This window comes from Rhizobium sp. 32-5/1, from assembly GCF_029537235.1.
GTDB lineage: Bacteria > Pseudomonadota > Alphaproteobacteria > Rhizobiales > Rhizobiaceae > Pararhizobium.
This window is the reverse complement of sequence record NZ_CP120638.1, coordinates 2753221-2775543: the sequence shown is the minus strand read 5'-3', so window position 1 is coordinate 2775543 and position 22323 is coordinate 2753221. Positions and strand designations below refer to the sequence as shown.

The following is a 22323-nucleotide window of genomic DNA, read 5'->3' as shown; positions in this document are numbered from 1 at the left end:
CCGCCTACTCCGCCGCTTCCACCCTTGCCACCGGCACATAGTTCAAGATCGGCCCCAGCCAGCGCTCGACCTCTGAGATCGGCATGGCCTTGCGCGCTGCGTAATCCTCGACCTGGTCGCGTTCGACCTTGGCGACGCCGAAATAATAGGCTTCAGGGTGGCCGATATAGAGGCCGGAGACGGAGGAGCCGGGCCACATGGCGTAGCTTTCCGTCAGCGTCACGCCGATTTCTTTCTCCGCATCCAGCAGACGGAAAAGCGTAGCTTTTTCCGTATGATCGGGCTGGGCCGGATAGCCGGGAGCCGGGCGGATGCCGGCATAGGGTTCGCTGGCCAGCGTGTCGGGCGCGAAATCCTCGTCAGGCGCATAGCCCCAGAGTTCCTTGCGCACATACTCGTGCATGCGCTCGGCAAAGGCCTCCGCGAAACGGTCGGCCAAGGCCTTCACCATGATGGAGGAATAGTCGTCGTTGGCGCGCTCGAAGCGTTCGGCGATCGCCACTTCCTCGATGCCGGCAGTGACGACGAAGCCGCCGATATAATCCTGCCTGCCGCTGTCGACCGGGGCGACGAAATCCGACAGGGCGACGTTCGGGCGGCCGTCCCGCTTGCTCATCTGCTGGCGCAGTGTGAAGAAAGTGGCGAGATCGTCGGTGCGCGTTTCGTCCGCAAACAAGTGGATATCGTCGCCGACGGCGCCGGCCGGCCAGAAGCCGACGACAGCCTTCGGGGCAAACCATTTCTCAGTAGTCACCTTAACAAGCATGGCTTGCGCATCGGCAAACAGCGCGCGGGCGGCCTCGCCCTGGCGCTCGTCGTCAAGGATCTTCGGATAGACGCCCTTCATTTCCCAGGTCTGGAAAAACGGTGTCCAGTCGATATAGCGAGCGAGTTCTTCGAGATCCCAGCCCTGGAACACGCGCGTGCCGAGAAACGATGGTGCTTTTGGCTGGTAGGCCTGCCAGTCGACCTTCTGGGCATTGGCGCGGGCTTTTGCGAGCGGCAGACGTTGTTTTTCCAACTCGTTTTTCGCATGCGCGGCTGCGACCTTTTTATATTCGGCCTGCACGGTCTCGACATAGCCGGCCCTCGTTTCGGGCGAAAGCAGGCTGGACACGACGCCGACGGCGCGACTGGCATCGGTGACATAGATCGTCTGGCCCGCATTGTAGCGCGGATCGATCTTCACGGCCGTATGCACCCGGCTGGTGGTGGCGCCGCCGATCAGAAGCGGGATTTCGAAACCCTCGCGTTCCATTTCGGAAGCGACATGCACCATCTCGTCGAGCGAGGGGTGATGAGACCGGAAAGCCCGATGATATCCACCTTCTGTTCGCGGGCGACAGCCAAGATCTTGGCAGCCGGCACCATGACGCCGAGATCGATGATCTCGTAATCGTTGCAGGCGAGAACGACGCCGACGATGTTCTTGCCGATATCGTGCACATCGCCCTTCACGGTTGCCATCAGCACCTTGCCCGCGCTTTTGCGTTCGCCAAGCCCGCCGCCGGCCAGCCGCTCGGCTTCCATATGCGGCAAGAGAACGGCGACCGCCTGTTTCATGACGCGGGCGGATTTGACCACCTGCGGCAGGAACATCTTGCCCGCACCGAAGAGGTCGCCGACGACATTCATGCCGGCCATCAGCGGACCCTCGATGACATGCAGAGGACGCTCGGCATTCAGCCTGGCCTCATCGGTATCGGCCTCGATGAATTCGGTGATGCCATTGACCAGCGCATGCTCCAGCCGTTTTTCAACGGGCCACTCGCGCCATTTCAGATCGCGCTCCTTGGCTTCCTTGCCGGCTACGCCCTTGAAGCGCTCGGCCAGTTCCAGCAGGCGTTCGGTCGCGTCCTCGCGGCGGTTGAGAACGACGTCCTCGCAGGCCTCTTTCAGCTCCGGCTCGATCTGGTCGTAGACGGCGAGCTGACCGGCATTGACGATGCCCATGTCCATGCCCGCCTGGATGGCGTGGTATAGGAAGACGGCGTGCATCGCCTCGCGCACCGGCTCGTTGCCGCGGAAGGAGAAGGATAGGTTCGACACGCCACCGGAGATGTGCACATGCGGCAGGGTCTGGATGATTTCGCGCGTTGCCTCGACGAAATCGACGCCGTAATTGTTGTGTTCCTCGATCCCGGTCGCGACCGCAAAGACGTTGGGATCGAAGATGATATCCTCAGGCGCAAAGCCCGCTTGCTCGGTGAGGAGCTTGTAGGCGCGCGTGCAGATCTCGACCTTGCGGGCTTGCGTATCGGCCTGGCCCTGTTCGTCGAAAGCCATGACCACGACGGCGGCACCATAGGCACGGCAAAGCTTTGCGTGATGAAGAAAGGCCGCCTCGCCCTCCTTCATCGAGATCGAATTGACCAGCGGCTTGCCCTGCACGCATTTCAGGCCGGCTTCGATGATCTCCCATTTGGACGAATCGATCATCACAGGCACGCGGGCGATATCCGGCTCTGCGGCGATCAGGTTGAGGAACTCGACCATGGCCTGCTTCGAATCGATCAGGCCCTCGTCCATGTTGATGTCGATGATCTGGGCGCCGTTCGCCACCTGATCCCGCGCCACGTCGAGCGCTGCCGCATAATCGCCTGCGGTGATCAGCTTGCGGAACTTTGCCGAGCCCGTGACATTGGTGCGTTCGCCGACATTGACGAAGGGAATGTCCTTGCTGAGCGTATACGGCTCGAGGCCGGACAGCTTCATCAGCCGCGGTACCTCCGGAATGGCGCGTGGCGGATGCTTGGCGACTGCCTGCGCGATCGCTTTGATATGCGCCGGCGTCGAGCCGCAGCAGCCGCCGACGATATTGACGAGGCCGTCGCGCGCAAAAGCCTCGATCTGGGCCGCCATCTCATCGGGGTTTTCGTCATACTGGCCGAATTCGTTGGGCAGCCCGGCATTCGGATAGGCGCAGACAAACGTATCGGCAACGCTGGAAATTTCGGCCAGATGCGCGCGCATGGCATTGGCGCCGAGCGCGCAGTTGAGCCCGATGGTGAAAGGATCGGCATGGCGCACCGAATGCCAGAAAGCAGTGGGTGTCTGGCCGGACAAGGTGCGTCCCGAGAGATCGGTGATCGTGCCTGATATCATCACCGGCAGGCGCACGCCCATCTCGTCGAAAATCTCTTCCGTCGCAAAGATCGCCGCCTTGGCGTTCAGCGTGTCGAAGATCGTCTCGATCAGGATGATGTCGGCGCCACCGTCGATCAGGCCGCGCAACTGTTCGCAATAGGCGATACGCAGGTCGTCGAAGGACGTCGCGCGAAAACCGGGATTGTTGACGTCGGGCGAGATCGACGCCGTGCGGTTGGTCGGGCCGAGCGCGCCGGCGACAAAACGGCGCTTGCCATCAACCTTTTGCGCGCGCAGACCGGCGCGCCGCGCAAGGCGGGCGCCGTCCCGGTTGAGTTCATAGACCATGGCTTCCATGCCGTAATCGGCTTGGGCGATGCTTGTGGAGGAAAACGTATTGGTCTCGAGTATGTCGGCGCCGGCGATGGCGTAATTGTAGTGGATTTCCTCGATCGCGCCGGGCTGGGTCAGCGTCAAAAGGTCGTTGTTGCCCTGCAAATGGCAATCGCAGGCTTGGAAGCGGTCGCCGCGAAAATGATCCTCGCCCAGCCCGAGCTGCTGGATTTCGGTGCCCATCGCGCCGTCCATAACGAGGATGCGCTCGCTGGCCGCCGCCTTTAGCGCCGCCATGACCTCGGATCCATCCGGTTTCGGGGAAACAACGCCGAAAAGAGCATCAATGGCGGACATGGGAAATCTCCCGTTCTGAAAACGACAAAAGCAATCATTTTACTCAATCACATAAAGATATCTTTATGTCAACATACGATATGCAAAGGGTGTTTTGGCCGCCCGAACGCATAACGGCCCGCCCTGTTCAGGGCGAGCCGTTGGCGATTGCAAAACCGGAAGGAATGAATCAGAGCCGTTTCAGGCAATCGTCCAGTTCATAGATGGCGCAGAGGATGTGATAGAAGCTGCTGGCCGGCGCAGGCTCATCGATGAAGACGCCGTTTTCGGTCTGCTTGTCGCGCCAGAGACCACGCATGGGCGTGTCGAGAAATCGTGTGAGTGCTGCAGCGGCGCGCTCGGCCGAGCGGATATAGCGCTGCCGCTCCTCGCCTTCCGTCAGCGCCGCAAAGCGGATCGCAGCCTTCAGCCATTCCGTTTGCGGCCAGAGACGCGCGATCGGGTCGGCCACGGAAAAATCATCCAGCAAGGTCATGATTGCGACGTCGCGCACCGGGCTCAGGCCATATTGCTCGCCAATGTTGAACAGCCGGCGTGCCTTGACCAGAGCATCAGCATTGCCGCGCCGCTCGCCCCAGCGCAACAGCAGCCAGGCCCATTCGAATTGGTGCCCCGGCTCTACGATGCGGCCTCTTTCACCGGAGAACGGCGCCCAATCAGCATCGAAGAACTCGCGCAATGCGCCGGTTTCCCGGTCGATGAAGTGATCCATACACAAGGCCGCGATCTCGTCGGCAAGGTTCGTCCAGGCGACCTGATCGAACCCCTCCACCGTCTCGCTCGCAAGGCAGGCCTCGAACAGGTGCATGTGCGGGTTGGAGCACAGGGGCAGGCGCGGCGGATTGTCTTCCTCGAAGCCTGCGCTCGGATGCTTGCAATGGGTCTCCAGCCGGCCGCGCAGGGCATTGCTGCGCTCTGCCATTTCAGCGCTCCGCTCCGGAAACACCTGCGCCAGATAGGCGAAGGCAAGCAGCGCGAAGGCCTGGTTGTAGAGATCGAAAGAAGAATCGATAAGCTTGCCGTCAGCATCCGCAAGCGCACCATAAAAGCCGCTTGGCTGCAGATAGATCCGGTCGAAATACAAAAGCCCATTGGTTGCGACCGCCTGCCAATCGCCGCTCCAGCCGCGGCGCCCAGCCTCGGCAAAACAATAGACCTGCCGCGGCTGAACGCGGGAACGGCGGTTTGCCCGTGTCGGCTGCCCCTGCATGTCGACGGTTTCGACAAGACCGCCACCGGGTCCGTCAAACCCGCGGTCGCGCCAGAGCGGCAGGGCCGCCATATCCAGCCATTCGTTCAGATCGCGGGAAAAGGCATGAATATCCATCTGTCGCGTATCCCCTGGAGGCTAATGATCGACAAGTTTCAGAGCGGCGAGATCCTTGCCGAGAATATTTGCCAGCGCTTCGACCACCATATCGTGATCCGTGCGCTGCGGCAGGCCCGAAACGGTGACGGCACCTATGCAGCCAGTGCCCTTGACATTGATCGGAAAGCTGCCGCCATGCGGTGCGTAGTCCGTATCCGGCAGGCCGAATTTCGCCTGAAGATTGGTTTCCTGCTTTGCAAGCGTCAGCCCCGTCGCATAGCTGCTCTTGAAAAAGCGGAAGACGCAATTGCGCTTGCGCCGCACCCATTGGGGATTGTCCGGCGTCGCACCTTCAAGGGCCACATAAAAGACCGGCATAGAAAACAGCGTGATATCGATGACCACGCCAAGCTTGCGCTGCCTTGCCATGTCATACAGGAGTGAGCCCAGCGCCCAGCCTGTCTCCAGGCTGAAGCTGTCAAATTGCAGTTCCTTTTCCTGAAGCGCGATCCGGCTCAGGTCGTCGTCAATGCTCATGCACTCAACCCCTTGCTATCAGTCCTTCCACAGCCAGGCAGCACCGCGCACACCGGAACTGTCGCCATGCACCGCCTTGCGGATCGGCGTCTCGAAACTGTCGCCGAAAATGTATTTCTCGATGCGTTCAGGCAGTTCGCCGTAGATCTCATCGACATTGGACATACCGCCGCCCAGCACAAAGACATCGGGATCAACGACATTGGTCAAAAGCGCCAGGCTGCGCGCCAGCCGGTCGACGAAACGATTGTAGACCCCGGTTGCCACCGGTTCGCCGCCGCGCTTGTCCTCGATGATGTCACGGCCGCGGCGGTCCCGTCCTGTCATCGTCCGATAATCGAGCTCGACGCCGGTGCCGCAGGCATACATGTCGAGGCAACCGTGTTTGCCGCACCAGCATTTATGCCCGGGATATTCCTCCGCCGTCATCCAGGGCAAGGGATAATGGCCGATCTCTGCGGCAACGCCCTGATATCCTGCATGCACCTTGCTGCCGATGGCCAGTCCGCCGCCATGGCCTGTGCCGACGATGATGCCGAAAACCACATGTTCGCCCTTGCCCGCACCATCCACCGCTTCCGAGACAGCAAGGCAATTGGCGTCGTTGGCAAGCCGGACCGGACGACCGAGCGCTGCTTCCAGATCGCGGCCGAGTGCGCGGCCGTTGAGCAGCACGGCATTGGAATTGCGCACGATGCCGGTGCGCGGATTGGGGCTACCCGGGATACCGATGCCGATCGATCCGGCCTCGCCCGCGCTCTGTTCAGCTGCGGCAACCAGCTCCTGCACGGCCGATATGCAAGCGTCATAACCGCTCGTGGGCGTGGGGATGCGATGCCGGGCACGGGTTGAGCCATCGCGATCGAGCGCGATGACCTCCATTTTCGTACCGCCCCAATCAATTCCGATGAACATGGCTGGATAAAGTCTCTTTGAAAGCTGCTGCGAAAGGCCTCGGGAGGGTGTCCTTGTCCCTTCCTTCTGCTTAGCACCGCAAAAGCGTCGGACGCCAGCCCCTGCGCCGCTGGTCAAGCCCGAAACCTGACGCGGGAATGTTTTCAGTCGCAGGAGTGACCGAAACGCGGAAGCCCGGCTGCGCGAACAGCCGGGCTTCTGGAATGACACCGATAGAGAGGGATCAATCGCAGATCTTGATCTTCTTGAAGTAGACGTTGCCCCACTGGTCCCACTTCTTGATCTTCTTGATGTAGCAGACCGGCTCGTAGTTATAGTTGTCTTCATAGCCGTAATCGTTGTTGTAGTGGTGATTCTTGTGGCCGTAATTGTGGTGGCCATTGCCATTGTCGTAACCGCCAGCCTGGGACGGAGCAGCGAAGGAAACGGCGGCAGTAACGGCAATAACGGCAGAAAGAATGAACTTGCGCATGGGTCTCTCCTTGTTCTGGGTTGCTGATGAGGTCGTCTCATCCAGTGACCCGACAATGCCATGCGTTCCGGAAGCGCGTTGTGCCGCATGGAACAGGGCTTCGACCTCCCGGAAAAATTCTGCGGCCTACCATGACGCCTATGGGAAACGCAAAAACACTTGGCTTCCGCCCAAGCCTTTTGTATGGGTTCTATCCAAGTGGTTCCGTAGCTCAGCAGGATAGAGCACCAGATTCCTAATCTGGGGGTCACGCGTTCAGAATCGCGTCGGGATCACCATTTTTCATGACATGCAGGCAGGCTTCTCAAACGAGAAGCGATAGGTTGCGCGAACCGGTACTGCCGCCGTCGTTGGAATCAACGCGGTTTCTGGAATCAACGTGCGGGGATTGACGATGTGATTTCGCCCGAGACGCCGGTCGGCAGGCCGAGTGCGCCGGAATGGGACATGGCGAAGTGAAGGCTGAGGATCACCATCAGCGATACGGCCAAAACGGCAAGGGTAATTCCGCTCTCTGTTTTCATTGTCCCACTCTTCCAGCAAACTGTACGTGCCTTAAATGCTGGGGATGAGACTATTGTGCGGCGCAGCGAATGCTGTTCCACCGGGAACACGAAACATGGTAAATGCTTGGTTAATTCCCGCCGGCTGAAACGCGGGACGTAGTGCTTTTGCACGCCGAGGCTTTGGGTCTTTCTTATGCCATAGCGGCTGCGAGCGCAGATCCACCGAGGACAGTCGCGAAGATGGCGAGCGCGACAGCCGCGAACCGGCCGATACGATCCTGGGTCAAAAGACGCGGTGCCGAGGAGGCCAGGCCAGTGCCCAAGGTGATCCAACCCAGCGCAACGGTGCAGACGAGGCCGGCGAAAGTCACCATATATGGCAGCGCCGGAAGCCCCGCCTCTTGTGGAAAGATCACCAGAGCGAAGATCAGTGCTTTCGGGTTAAGGAGCGTTGTGAAAAAAACAGCGACTGCCCCGATCTGGTCGCTCTGTTCCCCGGGAAGACCGGTCCCGCGCCAAAGGCCAAAGGCTGACCATAGGAGATAGAGGCAAGCCGCGATGCGCAGCCCAGCGCCAAGGATGGGGGTATCCCCGAGCAGCGGACCAAGGATGAAGATGACGGCCAGAATCGACAGGAGATAGCCACAGCATTCTGCCGGTATCAGCACCAGCGAACGGCGCAATCCAACGGCGGCTCCGGACGCAGCCAAGAGCGTGTTGGTCGGACCCGGCACGATCAGCAGGGTAAGCACAGACAGAATGAAGGAAGACGTGTCGCTCATGCGCCTCTTTTGCCACAGTCCGGGAAGCCGGATTTTGATCCTGATCAAGAACGACAGCGATGGCTTGTCACGCATCACGCCAAGGGAGCAAATGCTTGCCGCACCGGTCTTTCCGCTGTAGGGCTGGCCGACATTAAAAGCAACATGCGAACCTGTTTATGACATCTGGCAACGGCACGAATCAGCGGCGTATAACAATCCTTGGATCGACCGGCTCGATCGGTACCAACACGCTTGATGTCGTGCAGCATCTCGGCGGACGCGATGCCTTCGAGGTCATGGCACTGACCGGAAACGGCAATGTGGCACTGCTGGCGGAACAGGCGCGCGCAACCGGCGCCAGGCTCGCCGTAACCGCCGATGACAACCATTATGCCAGCCTCAAGGATGCGCTTTCCGGCACAGGCATCGCTGTTGCCTCCGGCCGCAGCGGGTTGATCGAGGCGGCGGACATGGATGCCGGCTGGGTCATGGCTGCGATCGTCGGCAATGCCGGGCTGGCGCCGACATTGGCGGCCGCAAGGCGCGGTGCCGATATCGCGCTCGCCAACAAGGAATGCCTGGTTTCCGCCGGGCCTCTGTTTATCGAGGCTGTGCGCCGCGGCGGCGGTCGGTTGTTGCCCGTTGACAGCGAACACAATGCCATCTTCCAGGTGCTGGAAGAACACCAGCGCCACGCCGTCGAGCGCATTGTGCTGACGGCATCAGGGGGCCCGTTCCGTAAGTCAACGCTTGCGGAGATGGAGAAGGTCACGGCCGATACAGCGCGCGCTCATCCCAACTGGTCGATGGGCCTGAAGATCTCGATCGACAGCGCCTCGATGTTCAACAAGGCGTTGGAAATGATTGAGGCAAAACACCTCTTCGATCTCGATCCGGAACAGATCGAGGTGATCGTCCATCCGCAATCCGTGATCCATTCGATGGTTGCCTATAGCGACGGTTCGGTTCTCGCCCAGCTCGGCTGCCCCGACATGCGCACGGCGATCGGTTATGCACTCTCGCATCCACGCCGCTGCAACCTGCCGGTTGAACGGCTGGATTTTGCGAAGCTGTCGCGACTTGATTTCGAAGCACCGGACGAAGTCCGCTTCCCGGCGCTCAGGCTGGCGCGGCTTGCCATGCAGCGCGGCGGCACTCAAGGGGCGGTGCTGAACGGCGCCAAGGAAACGGCACTCGAAGCCTTCATCGAAGGCCGGACCGGCTTCCTCAAGATGGCGGACATCGTCGAAACGGTGATGGATGCACTGTGCGGCCTGCCGGCTCCCAGATCCATGGAAGACGTGTTCTCCGCCGACGAAAAAGCCCGGCAGTTGGCTGCCGGGCTGATCTGAAATCCATTTTTCGTGCTGGTGGCTCTACGCCACAGCCCTTGCCAGCGCGCAGCGCGACCAGAGCTGATGCAGTGCGCCCACGAGATGGTCGATGTCCTCGTTGGAATGCAGCGGCGTCGGCGTGATGCGCAGGCGCTCGGTCTTCTTCGGAACCGTCGGATAGTTGATCGGCTGGACGTAGACGCCGCAATTGTCGAGCAGAAGGTCCGAAATCCACTTGCACTTCGACGCATCGCCGACCAGCACCGGCACGATGTGGCTCGGATTGGGCATGTGCGGAATGCCGTTCTTGTCGAGCAGATTGCGCAGCCGGCGCACCCGTTCCTGATGGGCGAAGCGTTCGATCTGGCTTTCCTTGAGATGCCGGATCGAGGCAACGGCACCGGCCGCCAGCGCCGGCGGCAGCGCGGTGGTGAAGATGAAGCCCGAGGCAAACGAGCGGATGAAATCGCACAGCGCCGTCGATGCGGCGATATAACCGCCCATGACGCCGAAGGCCTTGCCAAGCGTGCCTTCGATCACCGTCAGCCGGTGCATCAGGCCTTCGCGCTCGGCAATGCCGCCGCCGCGCGGGCCGTACATGCCGACCGCATGCACTTCGTCGAGATAGGTCATCGCGCCGTATTTCTCGGCAACGTCGCAGATGTCCTTGATTGGCGCAATGTCGCCATCCATCGAATAGACTGATTCGAAGGCGACCAGTTTTGGAGCACGCGGATCGGCGGCAGCGAGCTTGGCTTCGAGATCGGCGACGGAATTGTGCTTGAAGATCACCCGCTCGCATTTCGAATGGCGGATGCCTTCGATCATCGACGCGTGGTTGCCGGCGTCGGAAAACACGATCACGCCGGGGATCTTCGCACAGAGCGTGCCAAGCGCTGCCCAGTTGGATACGTAACCCGAGGTGAACAGAAGCGCTGATTCCTTGCCGTGCAGATCGGCCAGTTCGCGCTCCAGCAGAACGTGGTGGTGGTTGGTGCCTGAGATATTCCGGGTGCCTCCCGCACCCGCGCCACACTGGTCGATGGCGCTCTTCATCGCCTCGATCACCTTCGGGTGCTGGCCCATGCCGAGATAGTCGTTCGAACACCAGACGGTGACGTCCTGCTTCTCGCCATTGGCAGCATAGCGCGTCGCCTTCGGGAAACTGCCCCGCTGGCGCTCAAGATCCGCGAACACACGGTAACGGCCTTCCTGATGCAGGCCGTCAAGTTCGCGCTTGAAGAAACTCTCGAAATCCATGCTTGTCTCCAGAACCTTGCCGTCCTTTTTGATTCAAAGCCGCCCAGCGTCAACCCCAACAGGGGAAAAGCGGGCAACCTGCGGCAAAAGGCCCATAGTTTTGAATTATTCCAAACAATAGTTACAAAATCCGATATCGATCAACAGGAATGTGAGCCCCCATCTCATGAAAAAGGACGGATGACCCCGTCCTTCTATTCTTTTCCTTTGGCGCGGCTTTTTCTTAGGCGGCAGCCACCGCACGCTTGGCCATGACCTTCACCAGATTGGCCCGATATTCGGCGCTTGCGTGGATATCCGCCATCAGGTTCGACGAATCGACAGTAACGCCTGCGACCGCCTCGGGCGACCAGTTTGCGGAGAGGGCCTGCTCCAGCCCGGCATGGCGGAAAACCCCATCGGCTCCGGCCCCCGTGACTGCCACCCGAACGCCACCGGCGCCTTTCGCCACGAATACACCGGTCATGGCATAGCGCGAAGCCGGATTGGCGAACTTGGAGTAACCGGCTTTTTCCGGTGCCTCGAAGGTGACGGCCGTGACGATTTCGTCCTCTTCTAAGGCGGTCTCGAACAGGCCGGTGAAGAACTCCGCAGCGCTGATCTGGCGACGATCAGTGACGATCACCGCATCGAGCGCCAAAAGAGCAGCCGGATAGTCCGCCGCCGGATCATTGTTGGCGACCGAACCGCCGATCGTTCCCATGTGGCGCACATGCGGATCGCCAATATGGCTGGCGAGATGGCAAATCGCCGGGCAGACGCTCTTCAGGGCTGCCGAGGCGGACACGTCGTAATGCGTGGTGCCTGCCCCGAGGTGGACCGATCGACCGCTGACCGTGATGCCCTTCATGTCGGCCACATGGCGCAGATCGACCAGATCGGATGGCGCCGCCAAACGTTGTTTCATGGTGGCGATCAGCGTCATGCCGCCGGAGAGATATTTCGTTTCATCCGTGGACGATTTCAGCGCCAAGGCATCCTGGACCGAGGACGCACGATGATAGTTTGTTGCGTACATAACTCTCTCCTCCGGTTCAGTGGGCAGCATTTGCAGCGAGCCAGACCTTCTGCGGTGTGGCCGGCATGTTCAGCTCGTTGTTGCCGATGGCATCGGTGATGGCGTTGATCAGCGCCGGCGGCGAGCCGATGGCACCCGCCTCGCCACAACCCTTGATGCCCAGCGGATTGGAGGGACAGGGCGTCGTCTGATGCGAGACCTGGAAGGACGGCAGGTCATCGGCCCGCGGCATGGCATAATCCATGTAGCTCGCGGTGATCAGCTGGCCGTTGGCCGGATCATAGTGAACAGCCTCGAGAAGCGCCTGGCCGATCCCTTGCGCGATACCGCCATGCACCTGCCCCTCGACGATCATCGGATTGATGATGTTACCGAAATCATCGGCGGCCACGAACTGGACGATCTGGGTCTTGCCGGTTTCCGGATCGACCTCGACCTCGCAGATGTAGCAGCCGGCCGGGAAGGTGAAGTTGGACGGATCGTAGAAGGCGGTTTCCTTCAGACCCGGCTCCATGCCGGACGGCAGGTTATGGGCGGTGTAGGCGGCAAGCGCCACCTGGAACCAGGGCAGCGTCTTGTCCGTGCCGGCGACCTTGAGTTCGCCGTTTTCGATAACGATGTCGCTCTCGTCGGCCTCCATCAGATGGGCCGCGATCTTCTTTGCCTTGGCCTCAACCTTGTCGAGCGCCTTGACGATGGCCGACATGCCGACCGCGCCGGAGCGCGAGCCATAGGTGCCCATGCCCATCTGCACCTTGTCGGTATCGCCATGGACGATGTTCACACTGTCCATCGACACGCCGAAGCGATCGGCGATCAGCTGCGCAAACGTCGTCTCATGCCCCTGGCCGTGGCTGTGCGAACCGGTCAGCACCTCGATCGTGCCGACGGCATTGACCCGCACCTCAGCCGATTCCCACAGGCCGACGCCGGCCCCGAGAGAACCGACCGCCGCCGACGGCGCGATGCCGCAGGCCTCGATGTAACAGCTCATGCCGATGCCGCGCTTCATGCCGCGGGTAGCGGCTTCCGCCTTGCGGGCCGGGAAACCGGCATAGTCGGACGCGGCAAGGGCTGCATTCAACGACGCCTCGAAATCACCGGCGTCATAATTCATGATGACCGGTGTCTGGTGCGGGAAAGAGCGAATGAAGTTCTTGCGTCGAAGTTCCGCCGGTGCGATGCCGAGCTCGCGCGCGGCCGTCTCCATCGTGCGTTCCATCACATAAGTCGCTTCCGGACGCCCTGCCCCGCGATAAGCATCGACGGGCGCGGTATTGGTATAGACCGCGCGCACATTGGCGTGGATCGCCGGGATATCGTATTGGCCCGACAGCAGGGTGGCGTAGAGATAGGTCGGCGTCGCCGACGAGAACAGTGACATATAAGCACCGATATTGGCGATCGTATCGACCTTGAGACCGATGATCCTGTGATCGGCATCGAAAGCCATCTTCACCGTCGTCTCGTGATCCCGACCATGCGCGTCGGTCAGGAAAGCCTCTGTACGGTCGGAGGTCCATTTGACGGGAACGCCTGTTTTCTTCGACGCCCAGAGACAGACGATCTCTTCCGGATAGATGTAGATCTTCGAGCCGAAGCCGCCGCCGACATCAGGCGCAATGACGCGCAGCTTGTTTTCCGGCGCCACATTGTAAAAGGCGCTCATCACGAGGCGCGCCACATGCGGGTTCTGGCTCGTCGTGTAGCAGGTGTAATGGTCTTCGGCCTCGTCATAGATGCCAAGTGTTGCGCGCGGCTCCATCGGATTGGGCGAGAGCCGATTGTTGACGATCTTCATTTCGGTGACATGCGCCGCCCGCGCGACCGCCGCATCGGTTGAATCGGCGTCACCAAGCTGCCAGTCGAAGATGAGATTGTTCGAAGCTTCCGGATGAATTTGCGGCTGGCCGGCCTCAAGGGCCCGAGAGGCCTGCGTCACGGCGGGCAGGACATCATATTCGACCACTACGGCTTCGGCCGCGTCGCGGGCCTCGGCAAGACTGTCGGCAACGACGATGGCGATGGCATCGCCGACGTAGCGGACGGTCTCATGGGCGAGCGGTCGCCACGCGCCCATCTTCATCGGCGAGCCGTCCTTGGAATGGATCATCCAGCCGCAGATGAGATTGCCGATGCCATCAGCCTGCAGTTCCTTGCCGCCGAGAATATCGATGATACCGGGCATGTCCTTCGCCGCTGATGTATCGATTGACACTATCCTGGCATGCGCATGGGCACTGCGGACGAAGAAGGCATATTTCATGCCCGGAACCGTCATATCGTCGGTATAACGGCCCTTGCCGGTCAGAAACCGCTTGTCTTCCTTGCGCACCACGCGCGCACCAATGCCCTCAAGACCCATGATAATCTCCTCCCGAGATCCAATATCCAGCGAATAGGCAGTCGGAAATTGTCGATTCCATTGCCTATCGGCTAAGTCCTATTTCCTCGCCCTACTCTGCCGCTTCCTTCGCGCTGCCCATTTCTGCGGCGGCGGCAAGCACGGATTTGACGATGTTGTGATAGCCGGTGCACCGACAGATATTGCCTTCCAGTTCTGCCCGCACCGTGGCTTCGTCGAGCTGAGCACCATGACGGCGAATGATATCGACACTGGTCATGACCATGCCCGGCGTGCAGAAACCGCATTGCAGGCCGTGATTGGCCTTGAACGCCGCCTGTACCGGATGCAATTCGCCACCGCTGGACAGTCCTTCGATCGTGACGATCTCCGAACCGGCTGCCTGCACCGCGAGGATGGAACAGCTTTTTACCGAGCGGCCGTCCATATGGACGACGCAGGCACCGCACTGCGTCGTGTCGCACCCGACATGGGTTCCCGTCAGCCCGAGATTTTCGCGAATGAAATGCACGAGCAAGGTGCGATCGTCGCACTCGCTGCCGACCTGCCGGCCGTTGACCGTCATCTTTACTTTAGCCATCTCGCTCCTCCGAGGTTGGTCGTCCCAACATGAGAGCGGAATCCAGGCAGGCAACTCGTTCCCACAAGAGAAACCGCGTCAGCACGTCAAGCCAGAGCTGCAAGCTCACTCCTCCCGAGCGGTGCAGCTGACGGTATCATTTGTTTTTTTGGAAGAGCCGCAACTCTTACTTTCAAATTTCGATCAAAATTTTCAGCGAAGCCTGTGCCTTGGGAAACAGCGCCTTCAGCTTCCATTCAGCATGGATGCCGCTATCTTGCGACCCGACGGATTACGCTGCATTTCTGTGGACTTTCACGGGCAGCCCATTATCCTTCGAAGTTGCAAGTTCAACGGGGGAGGACTGCATCGTCCGTCTTCAATCCTGGAAGAAAAACCGGCGACGCGTCCTTTGAGGCCCAGCGTCTACATCTGGAGAGAGAAATGAAGAAAACTATCGCGCTCATTCTGGTGGCTCTTGCCGCCGCAAGCTGCACCCAGACGGAAAAGGGTGCCGGCATCGGCGCCGTATCGGGCGCTATCATCGGCGGGGCAATCACCGGCGACGTCCGTGGTGCAGCCGTGGGTGCAGCGATCGGCGGCGTTTCGGGTGCCGTGATCGGCAATGTCTCGGAACAGCCCGGCCAGTGCTACTACCGCGACCGCTACGGCCGCCGCTACGTCGACGATTGCCCGCGCGGCTGATCTGCCGATGTGCCCGTAAGCTCCGACAATCCGTTTATGCGGCAAGGAGCGAGCGGCGACATGATGCACTTTCCAGGGAACCCCGGAGAAATCCGGGGTTTTTCTGTATCACCTGCGTTTGGATTCCGGACCTTTCCCGCAAAATCGTCCTTTCATGCTTCATCGGGGCTTGATTGCTGTGTAGTGTCATCGTTAACGAACCGAAAATCTTGACATGCCATTGTGCCCCTGCCGTCAACAGGCCGGTGTCACGAGTAGCCTGAAGAGCGGAATACGGAAACGAATGCGTCTGCGTCTGCCGAAATCAAGTCTTGCGTATCGGAAGGCTGGCACTGCCCTGGCGGTTGCGGCAATGGCTTTGTGCGGCCCGTTTTCGGCGACTCAGGCCCATGCGTTGAAGATTTTCGGCATGAGCTTTTTCGAGGACGAGGAAGCGGCCGAGGTCATCGACCCGGTGAACTACACGCTGACGCTGAACGGCGGCGGCGAAGATGAAGAACTACGCGAGACGCTGGAAAACAGTTCGCGCCTTTTCCAGGATAAGGACAAGCCGGTCTCCGGTGATCTCGGCCTTGCCATCAAGGCGCGCGACGACCGCGACCGCCTGCTCGCGGCCCTCTACGAAAAAGCCCGTTATGGCGGCACGGTCGATGTACGGGTCAACGGCCAGAACATTGATGACCTGCCGCCTGACCCCGTGTTTCCCGATGGAGCGTCCATTCCCGTGGAAATCACGGTGACGCCGGGGCCAGCTTTCACGCTTGGCTCCGTGCAGTTCGAGGGCGATGCGGCCGGCCGCAACCCGGCTGACTACGACCTGCCGCCGGGGGCGCGCGCCGATTCAACCCTGATCATCAAGGCCGGCGAAAAGATCGTCGCCGATCTCAAGGAAGAAGGTCGACCGCTCGCCGAACTGACCGAACGCAGCGTCGTTGCCGACCACAAGACCTCGACCGTGGATGTGGTGATCGCAGCGAAGAGCGGCCCGATCGCCAATGTCGGCGATGTCGAGGTCACAGGTACGAAAACAGTCGATCCCGGCTTCGTCGCGGACTATTCGCGCCTCAATGCGGGCAAGCCCTATTCGCCCGAAGACCTGAGGAAGGCCTCGGAGCGACTGCGGCAGCTTGGCGTGTTTTCGAGCATTACCATCCGCGAGGCCAAACAACTGGCGCCGGATGGCACGATCCCGATGACGATCGAGGTATCCGAGGGCAAGCACCGCTATTTCGGCGCCGGCGCCCAATTCTCGACCACCGATGGTTTCGGCCTCCAGGGCTACTGGGGCCATCGCAACCTGTTCGGCAAGGCGGAATCGCTGCGCGTCGAGGGTGCGGTCAACCGCATCGGCGAGACGACCGACGTGGCCGATCTCGACTATTCTGCCGCTGTTCTCTTTGCAAAGCCCGGCGCCTTTGGCCCGGCTTCGACCTTCAATGCCAGCCTCAAGGCCTCTATCGTCGATCCGGACGCCTACAAGGCGACGATCTTTACGGGTGCCGTCGGTGCAACCTTCGAGCTTTCGCCTGTGGATACCGTGTCGGGCGGTGTCGAACTGAGCTTTGCCGATGTCGAGGACGCTTTCGGCGAAAATGAATATCTGACCGCCAGCATTCCGCTCGAATATGTCCGCGACACCCGCGACAACAAGCTGAATGCGACGGAGGGCTATCGCGCTTCGCTGAGCGTCAAGCCGAGCTATGAGATCAACGGACAGACATTCTTCAGTTCCTTTGAAGGATCGGCCGCAGCCTATCAATCGCTCGATGCGGCCAATCGTTTCGTTCTGGCTGGAAAACTCGGCGTCGGCTCGATCATCGGCGGCGACAGTCTGTCCGACATTCCCGCGACACGCCGCTTTTTCTCGGCGGCGGCGGCACGGTGCGCGGCTATTCCTATCAGGAAATCAGCCCGCGCAACGGCAACAACGAACTGCTCGGCGGCCGTTCCTATGCCAACGCGACGGTGGAGGCCCGGATCGGCATAACGGATACGATCGGCATCGTACCCTTCATTGATGCTGGCACCGTCTCCAGCAGCAGCACGCCTGATTTCTCCGATATCCGCGCTGGTGCCGGCATCGGCCTGCGCTACGCAACACCGTTCGGCCCGATCCGGCTCGACTTTGCCGTGCCGCTCAACCCCTATCCCGGTGGCACGAGCTACGGGATCTATGCGGGCATCGGCCAGTCCTTCTGACGTCAGATGTTTTTTCCGCCGATCCTGGAACCACTAGGGAAGCCGGGCTTTGAGCAGGAAGCAATTTCGCCGCAAATGCGCTATGGGTAAGACATGAATCACCTGATCCGTTTCCTGAAAATTGCGCTGCGTGGCGTCCTCTATTGCCTCGGTTTCCTTCTCGTTGGCGGGGTGTTGCTGTTTCTGTTCATGGGTTTTACCGCGCCTGGCGCCCGGCTGACTGCGAGCCTGATCGAGAAATATGCCTCCACGCCCGACCAGATCGTGCGCATCAACGATCCGAGCGCGCTGCTGACCGGCAATTTTTCGGCCGCCGCGGTGACACTGTTCGACAGCAAGGGCATTTACGCCGAACTGCGGGAGCTTGAGGTAGAATGGTCGCCGACAGCTCTTTTCTCGACCAGGTTCGACGCCGCGCGGATCACCGCCGGCTCCCTTCGCATCGAGCGCCTGCCCGCTCCTTCCGCCGAGACAAAAGAGGTCCGCTCTACATTTGCTCTGCCGCTCGAGGTGAAGATCGATGCGCTCGACCTGCCCGAAATCGTCATTGGTAAGGACATCGCTGGTCTCGACCAGTTTCTGTCGCTGGCGGGCACGGTCGATGCCACCAATGAAAGCATCGCGTCGGCATTCACCATTGCGCAGCGCGACCACCCGGAGGCGAAGGCCACCTTCGACCTCGTTTTCAACCCGGCCGGCAACGAACTGAAGTTGGAAGCGGCAATTGATGAGCCCAAGGGCGGCGTGCTTTCCAAGCTGCTGCGCCTGCCGAACGAGCCGGCCGTCTCGATCGCCCTGAACGGCACCGGGCCGCTCTCCGACTGGACGGGATCCGGAACGGCAGCGCTCGACGGAACGGAAATCCTGAAGCTCGATGGTCGCCATCAACTGGCGAGCGATGGCCTGCGCAGCCTGTCGCTCCAGGGCGGAGGCTCCTTCGGGGCGCTGATGTCGCCAGCCTTCCGGCCGCTGTTTGCGGGTACAACCGATATCGACCTGGCTGCAGCCATCGAGGGCGGCTCGACTGTTCGGATCGAGCGCGGCAATCTGTCCACGGGATCGCTGGCCTTGTCCGCATCGGGAACCGTGAGCCAACAAGGCGAAAACAATCTGCAGGCGAGCCTTACCGGCAAGAACGCACCGGTCGATTTCCGCTGGCCGCTGGCGGCCGGTGAAGCGCAGGTGCTGATCAATTCGGCCAATATCTCCGTCATCGGCGACGCGCAGACGGCGATCCTCGATGTCGCCGCCGACATCGAACGGGCGACCGTGCCGCAAGGGCGGATTGACGCCATCAAGCTTGCCGCAGCGAGCGACGACTTCAACCTCGCAACGATGTCCGGCGCCTTTAAGACAACGATCTCGACCGGTGCAACGGCCTTTGAAAGTGCCGATGTCGATCGCCTGGTGAAAGGGCCGGTCAAGCTTGACGGCACTGTGACGCTCTCGCCCGAAACCATCCGTTTTGATCCGGTGATGTTGGAAAGCGCCAGCATTGGCGGCACGCTCGGTGGCACCCTGAACCGCGAGACGAACGAAATTGCCACGGCCTTCCGGCTCTTTGCCCTACCGGCCGTTCTGCCGGACAGTCTGGCCTCGAAATTCGACACGACCATCGCCATTGCCGGAAACCTTCAAACCGGCGCCAACGGCAATCTCAAACTTTCCGACCTGGAGCTGAAATCCGGTACCGTAGAGGCCGGCGGCACGGTATCGCTTGCCGACAACGTACTGACCGCAGCGCTCACGGGGGTTGTGCCCGATATCGGCAAGCTGGTCGCCGACGGCCAGGGCAAGGCCGAGTTTAAGGCGGATGTTTCCGGGCCGCTTGACACGCTCGCCATCAAGGCGGAGGTGACCTCCAGCGGCGCGACCCTTGCGGGACGCACGCTCAGCGACCTGATTGTGACGGCGGACGCCACGCTCAACGAAAACAATCCTTCCGCGAAGATATCTGCCACCGGCGCGCTGGACGGCCAGGCGATCGACGTCAATGCGGACCTTGTTTCGGAAGGTGGTCGAACCTCTATCCCTGTGATCGAGGCACGGATCGGCGAGAATACGCTGAAAGGCGCGATCGACCTGACCGCCGATTTCAAACCGGATGGCGCCATCGATTTCACATTCCCTGATATCGGCCTGCTCGCCGCCATGGCAGGACAGGAGGCGTCGGGCGACCTTGCCGGCTCCGCCAGGATCGCGACTGTCAATGGCGTGACTTCCGTGAACGTCGCCGCCAACGGCTCCGGCATCAAACGCGGCGATCTCACGATCGTCAAACCGACCGCGGATATCGCCATTGCCGATCTTGCAACCCTGTCCATCCGCGGCAGCATCACCGCGGAGACGATTGCGCAAGGCGCAAACCGCGCAAGCGACATCAAGCTTGCGTTCGACCAAGAGGGCAAGAAAACCGGATTTGCGCTTGATGGCTCCTATGACGGATCGCCCTTGAGCGCGCGGGGCGACCTGCAAAGCGCGGAGGAAAGACCACGATCAACCTCGCCTCCTTCGCCGCCGCGCCCCGGAAGATACCGCTGAAGATGACCAAACCAACGGTCATTGCGATCGAGAACGGCAAGGTCGGCCTGCAGCAGCTGACCATCCAGGCATCCGGCGGCTCGATCGTTATTGCCGGTAGTGCCGGGGATACTCTGGATCTCAATGCGAAACTGAACGCTCTACCCGCAAGCCTGATCAACACTTTCGCGCCCTCGCTCGGCGCGGAGGGATCGATCAGCGGCACAGTCGACATCAACGGCACGACGGCCAATCCCGTCGTCACCTACGACCTGAAATGGAGCAATGCAGCTGTCGCGCAAGCGCGGTCCGCCGGCGTCGGCACACTCGATATTGCCGCCAAAGGGCGCTTTGCGGACAATGCCGTCACGCTCGACAGCACGATCGCCGGGGCCGGCGGTCTATCCTTCCGCGGTGGCGGCCAGGTGGGCATTACCGGCAACCGGCCGATCGCCATGAAATTCTCCGGCAATGTGCCCTTCTCGCTGATTGCCGGGCTGATGGCGCAGCAGGGCTTTACGTTGACCGGCGAGGCTGCGGTTGATGTTTCCATCAACGGTGCAGCCACCGCGCCGCAGATCACCGGCAGCATCACAACCTCGGGCGCACGCCTCGTCGATGTGCGCCGCAACCTCGCGGTGACCGATCTTGCGGCCAGCGTCGCGCTTGACGGCAAGCAGGCAACGATCTCCAGCCTCTCCGGCAATCTCGCATCCGGCGGCACGGTGGAGGCCAGCGGCACGATCGGCATTGCCTCTGGCTCCGGCTTCCCAGCCAACCTGACGATCCGCCTGAACAATGCGACCTATGTCGACGGCACCCTGTTCAATGCCAACCTCGACGGCAACATGACGCTCACGGGTTCCTTGACGGCGACCCCGATACTTGGCGGCACGGTGAACATTCAAAAGGCGGCGATTACCATTCCGGAAAAGCTGCCTGCCTCGCTGTCGGAAATCAACATCCAGCACAAGAACGCGCCAAAGGCGGTGCGGCAGATGGAAAGCGACATCCAGAAGGACACGGGCGGCGGCAACGGAAGCGGGGGCGGCATAGGTTTTGACCTCACCGTCAATGCCCCATCGCAGATCTTCGTTCGCGGCCGCGGCATCAACGCCGAACTCGGCGGCAGCCTGACGATCCGCGGCACGGCTGCGGCACCGCAGGTCTCCGGCGGTTTCGACATGCGGCGCGGCAGGCTCGAAATTCTCGGCAAGCGCCTCGATTTCTCCGACGGCCGCATCGGCTTTGGCGGCGACCTCGTACCGACGATTGACCTTGATGCGAAATCGACCGCCGGCTCGACGACAATCACCGTCAATGTGGCGGGCCTTGCCAACAATCCGACCGTGACCTTCGCCTCTTCGCCGGCACTGCCGCAGGATGAAATCCTGGCGCAGCTGATTTTCAACCGGTCGCTCTCCAACCTTTCGGCGCTGCAAATCGCCCAGCTCGCCAGTGCGGTCAGCCAACTCGCCGGGGGACAGTCGACCTCGCTGCTCGACGGTCTGCGCAGCAAGCTCGGCGTTGACGACCTCGACATCACCACCGACGAGAATGGCGGCGCGCAGGTGCGGGCCGGAAAATATCTCAACGACCGCACCTATATCGAGTTGCAGCAGGGCTCCGAGGCAGGCTCCGGCAAGGCAATCATCAACCTGGATGTCGGGCGTGGCGTAAAGCTGCGCGGTGAAACCGGCACAGGCGGCAGCGGCGCCGGCATCTTCTACGAAAAGGAATATTAACTGGGAATGGATCGAACCGGCGCGTCAGTCAATTCTTTCAGCCAATCGACAAAATCCTTTTCCCCGTAGAGATAGGGTCTGTCCCAACCGTGCGCATCAGCACCGGACAACAGCTTAAGCGCATCCCACACAGCCCAGTCATGAATCCGGACGTCAAAGCCAGGGGTCTCGTCGATGACTAGCCAATGCCACGCCCACTTGGCAGTGTCCTCGGGCGAGGATCGTCCTTCTGCAAGGGCCGTCAATCTCTCGATCACTTCAACTCGGCTCGGCAAGTCAACGTAAGATACAGTGCCTTTCATCAAAAACTCCAACACCATTGATGTCGCGATTAGAAG

13 protein-coding genes, 1 tRNA gene and 3 pseudogenes are annotated in these 22323 nt (G+C 60.8%); 5 read left to right on the top strand and 12 right to left on the bottom strand.

Going from position 1 to position 22323, the window contains the following annotated elements:
* Positions 1-4: 4 nt before the first annotated feature.
* The 5 genes and pseudogenes from metH to P6U16_RS14075 form a co-directional block, all read right to left on the bottom strand.
* Positions 5-3777: pseudogene (gene metH / locus P6U16_RS14095) on the bottom strand (methionine synthase).
* A gap of 169 nt (positions 3778-3946) precedes the next feature.
* Positions 3947-5104 carry an AGE family epimerase/isomerase gene (locus tag P6U16_RS14090; RefSeq protein WP_277701094.1) on the bottom strand — a complete coding sequence of 386 codons (1158 nt, stop codon included), beginning with the start codon at positions 5102-5104 and terminating at the stop codon, positions 3947-3949.
* A gap of 21 nt (positions 5105-5125) precedes the next feature.
* Positions 5126-5623: a heme-degrading domain-containing protein gene (locus P6U16_RS14085; RefSeq protein ID WP_277701093.1), complete on the bottom strand. Its 498-nt coding sequence runs from the start codon at positions 5621-5623 to the stop codon at positions 5126-5128.
* An 18-nt stretch (positions 5624-5641) separates the two neighbouring features.
* On the bottom strand, positions 5642-6538 hold the full coding sequence (locus P6U16_RS14080; RefSeq protein WP_277701092.1) for an ROK family protein: 897 nt from the start codon (positions 6536-6538) through the stop codon (positions 5642-5644).
* Positions 6539-6761: 223 nt separating this feature from the next.
* Positions 6762-7010 carry a hypothetical protein gene (locus tag P6U16_RS14075; RefSeq protein ID WP_277701091.1) on the bottom strand — a complete coding sequence of 83 codons (249 nt, stop codon included), beginning with the start codon at positions 7008-7010 and terminating at the stop codon, positions 6762-6764.
* 200 nt (positions 7011-7210) lie between these two features.
* Here P6U16_RS14075 and P6U16_RS14070 point away from each other — a divergent pair.
* A tRNA-Arg gene (locus tag P6U16_RS14070) sits at positions 7211-7288 on the top strand.
* Between the two features lie 96 nt (positions 7289-7384).
* Here the strand turns inward: P6U16_RS14070 and P6U16_RS14065 are convergent.
* Both P6U16_RS14065 and P6U16_RS14060 read right to left on the bottom strand, forming a co-directional pair.
* Complete coding sequence (locus tag P6U16_RS14065) at positions 7385-7534, bottom strand: hypothetical protein (RefSeq protein WP_277701090.1); 150 nt, start codon at positions 7532-7534, stop codon at positions 7385-7387.
* A 173-nt stretch (positions 7535-7707) separates the two neighbouring features.
* The gene (locus tag P6U16_RS14060) at positions 7708-8298 is read right to left on the bottom strand and encodes a LysE family transporter (protein ID WP_277701089.1); all 591 of its coding nucleotides are present in this window, start codon (positions 8296-8298) and stop codon (positions 7708-7710) included.
* 158 nt (positions 8299-8456) lie between these two features.
* Here P6U16_RS14060 and dxr point away from each other — a divergent pair, with 158 nt between their 5' ends.
* Positions 8457-9632 (top strand): 1-deoxy-D-xylulose-5-phosphate reductoisomerase, encoded by a 1176-nt coding sequence (gene dxr, locus P6U16_RS14055; protein WP_277701088.1) that lies wholly within the window; start codon positions 8457-8459, stop codon positions 9630-9632.
* 24 nt (positions 9633-9656) lie between these two features.
* Here the strand turns inward: dxr and hemA are convergent, their stop codons facing one another.
* The 4 genes from hemA to P6U16_RS14035 form a co-directional block, all read right to left on the bottom strand.
* Positions 9657-10874, bottom strand: coding sequence for a 5-aminolevulinate synthase (gene hemA / locus P6U16_RS14050; RefSeq protein WP_277701087.1), 1218 nt, complete (start codon positions 10872-10874; stop codon positions 9657-9659).
* Positions 10875-11097: 223 nt separating this feature from the next.
* Positions 11098-11892, bottom strand: coding sequence for a xanthine dehydrogenase family protein subunit M (locus P6U16_RS14045; RefSeq protein ID WP_277701086.1), 795 nt, complete (start codon positions 11890-11892; stop codon positions 11098-11100).
* A 16-nt stretch (positions 11893-11908) separates the two neighbouring features.
* On the bottom strand, positions 11909-14257 hold the full coding sequence (locus P6U16_RS14040) for a xanthine dehydrogenase family protein molybdopterin-binding subunit (protein ID WP_277701085.1): 2349 nt from the start codon (positions 14255-14257) through the stop codon (positions 11909-11911).
* A 91-nt stretch (positions 14258-14348) separates the two neighbouring features.
* Complete coding sequence (locus P6U16_RS14035) at positions 14349-14837, bottom strand: (2Fe-2S)-binding protein (RefSeq protein WP_277701084.1); 489 nt, start codon at positions 14835-14837, stop codon at positions 14349-14351.
* A 423-nt stretch (positions 14838-15260) separates the two neighbouring features.
* On the opposite strand from P6U16_RS14035, the gene P6U16_RS14030 reads away from it, so the two are divergent.
* From P6U16_RS14030 to P6U16_RS28385, 3 genes and pseudogenes are all read left to right on the top strand, one after another.
* Positions 15261-15521 (top strand): glycine zipper family protein, encoded by a 261-nt coding sequence (locus P6U16_RS14030; RefSeq protein ID WP_158476855.1) that lies wholly within the window; start codon positions 15261-15263, stop codon positions 15519-15521.
* Between the two features lie 289 nt (positions 15522-15810).
* A pseudogene (locus P6U16_RS14025) lies at positions 15811-17720 on the top strand (autotransporter assembly complex family protein).
* Between the two features lie 93 nt (positions 17721-17813).
* A pseudogene (locus P6U16_RS28385) lies at positions 17814-21985 on the top strand (translocation/assembly module TamB domain-containing protein).
* Here the strand turns inward: P6U16_RS28385 and P6U16_RS14010 are convergent.
* Positions 21982-22287, bottom strand: coding sequence for a hypothetical protein (locus P6U16_RS14010; RefSeq protein WP_277701081.1), 306 nt, complete (start codon positions 22285-22287; stop codon positions 21982-21984). The pseudogene P6U16_RS28385 and the gene P6U16_RS14010 overlap by 4 nt on opposite strands.
* Positions 22288-22323: the final 36 nt, after the last annotated feature.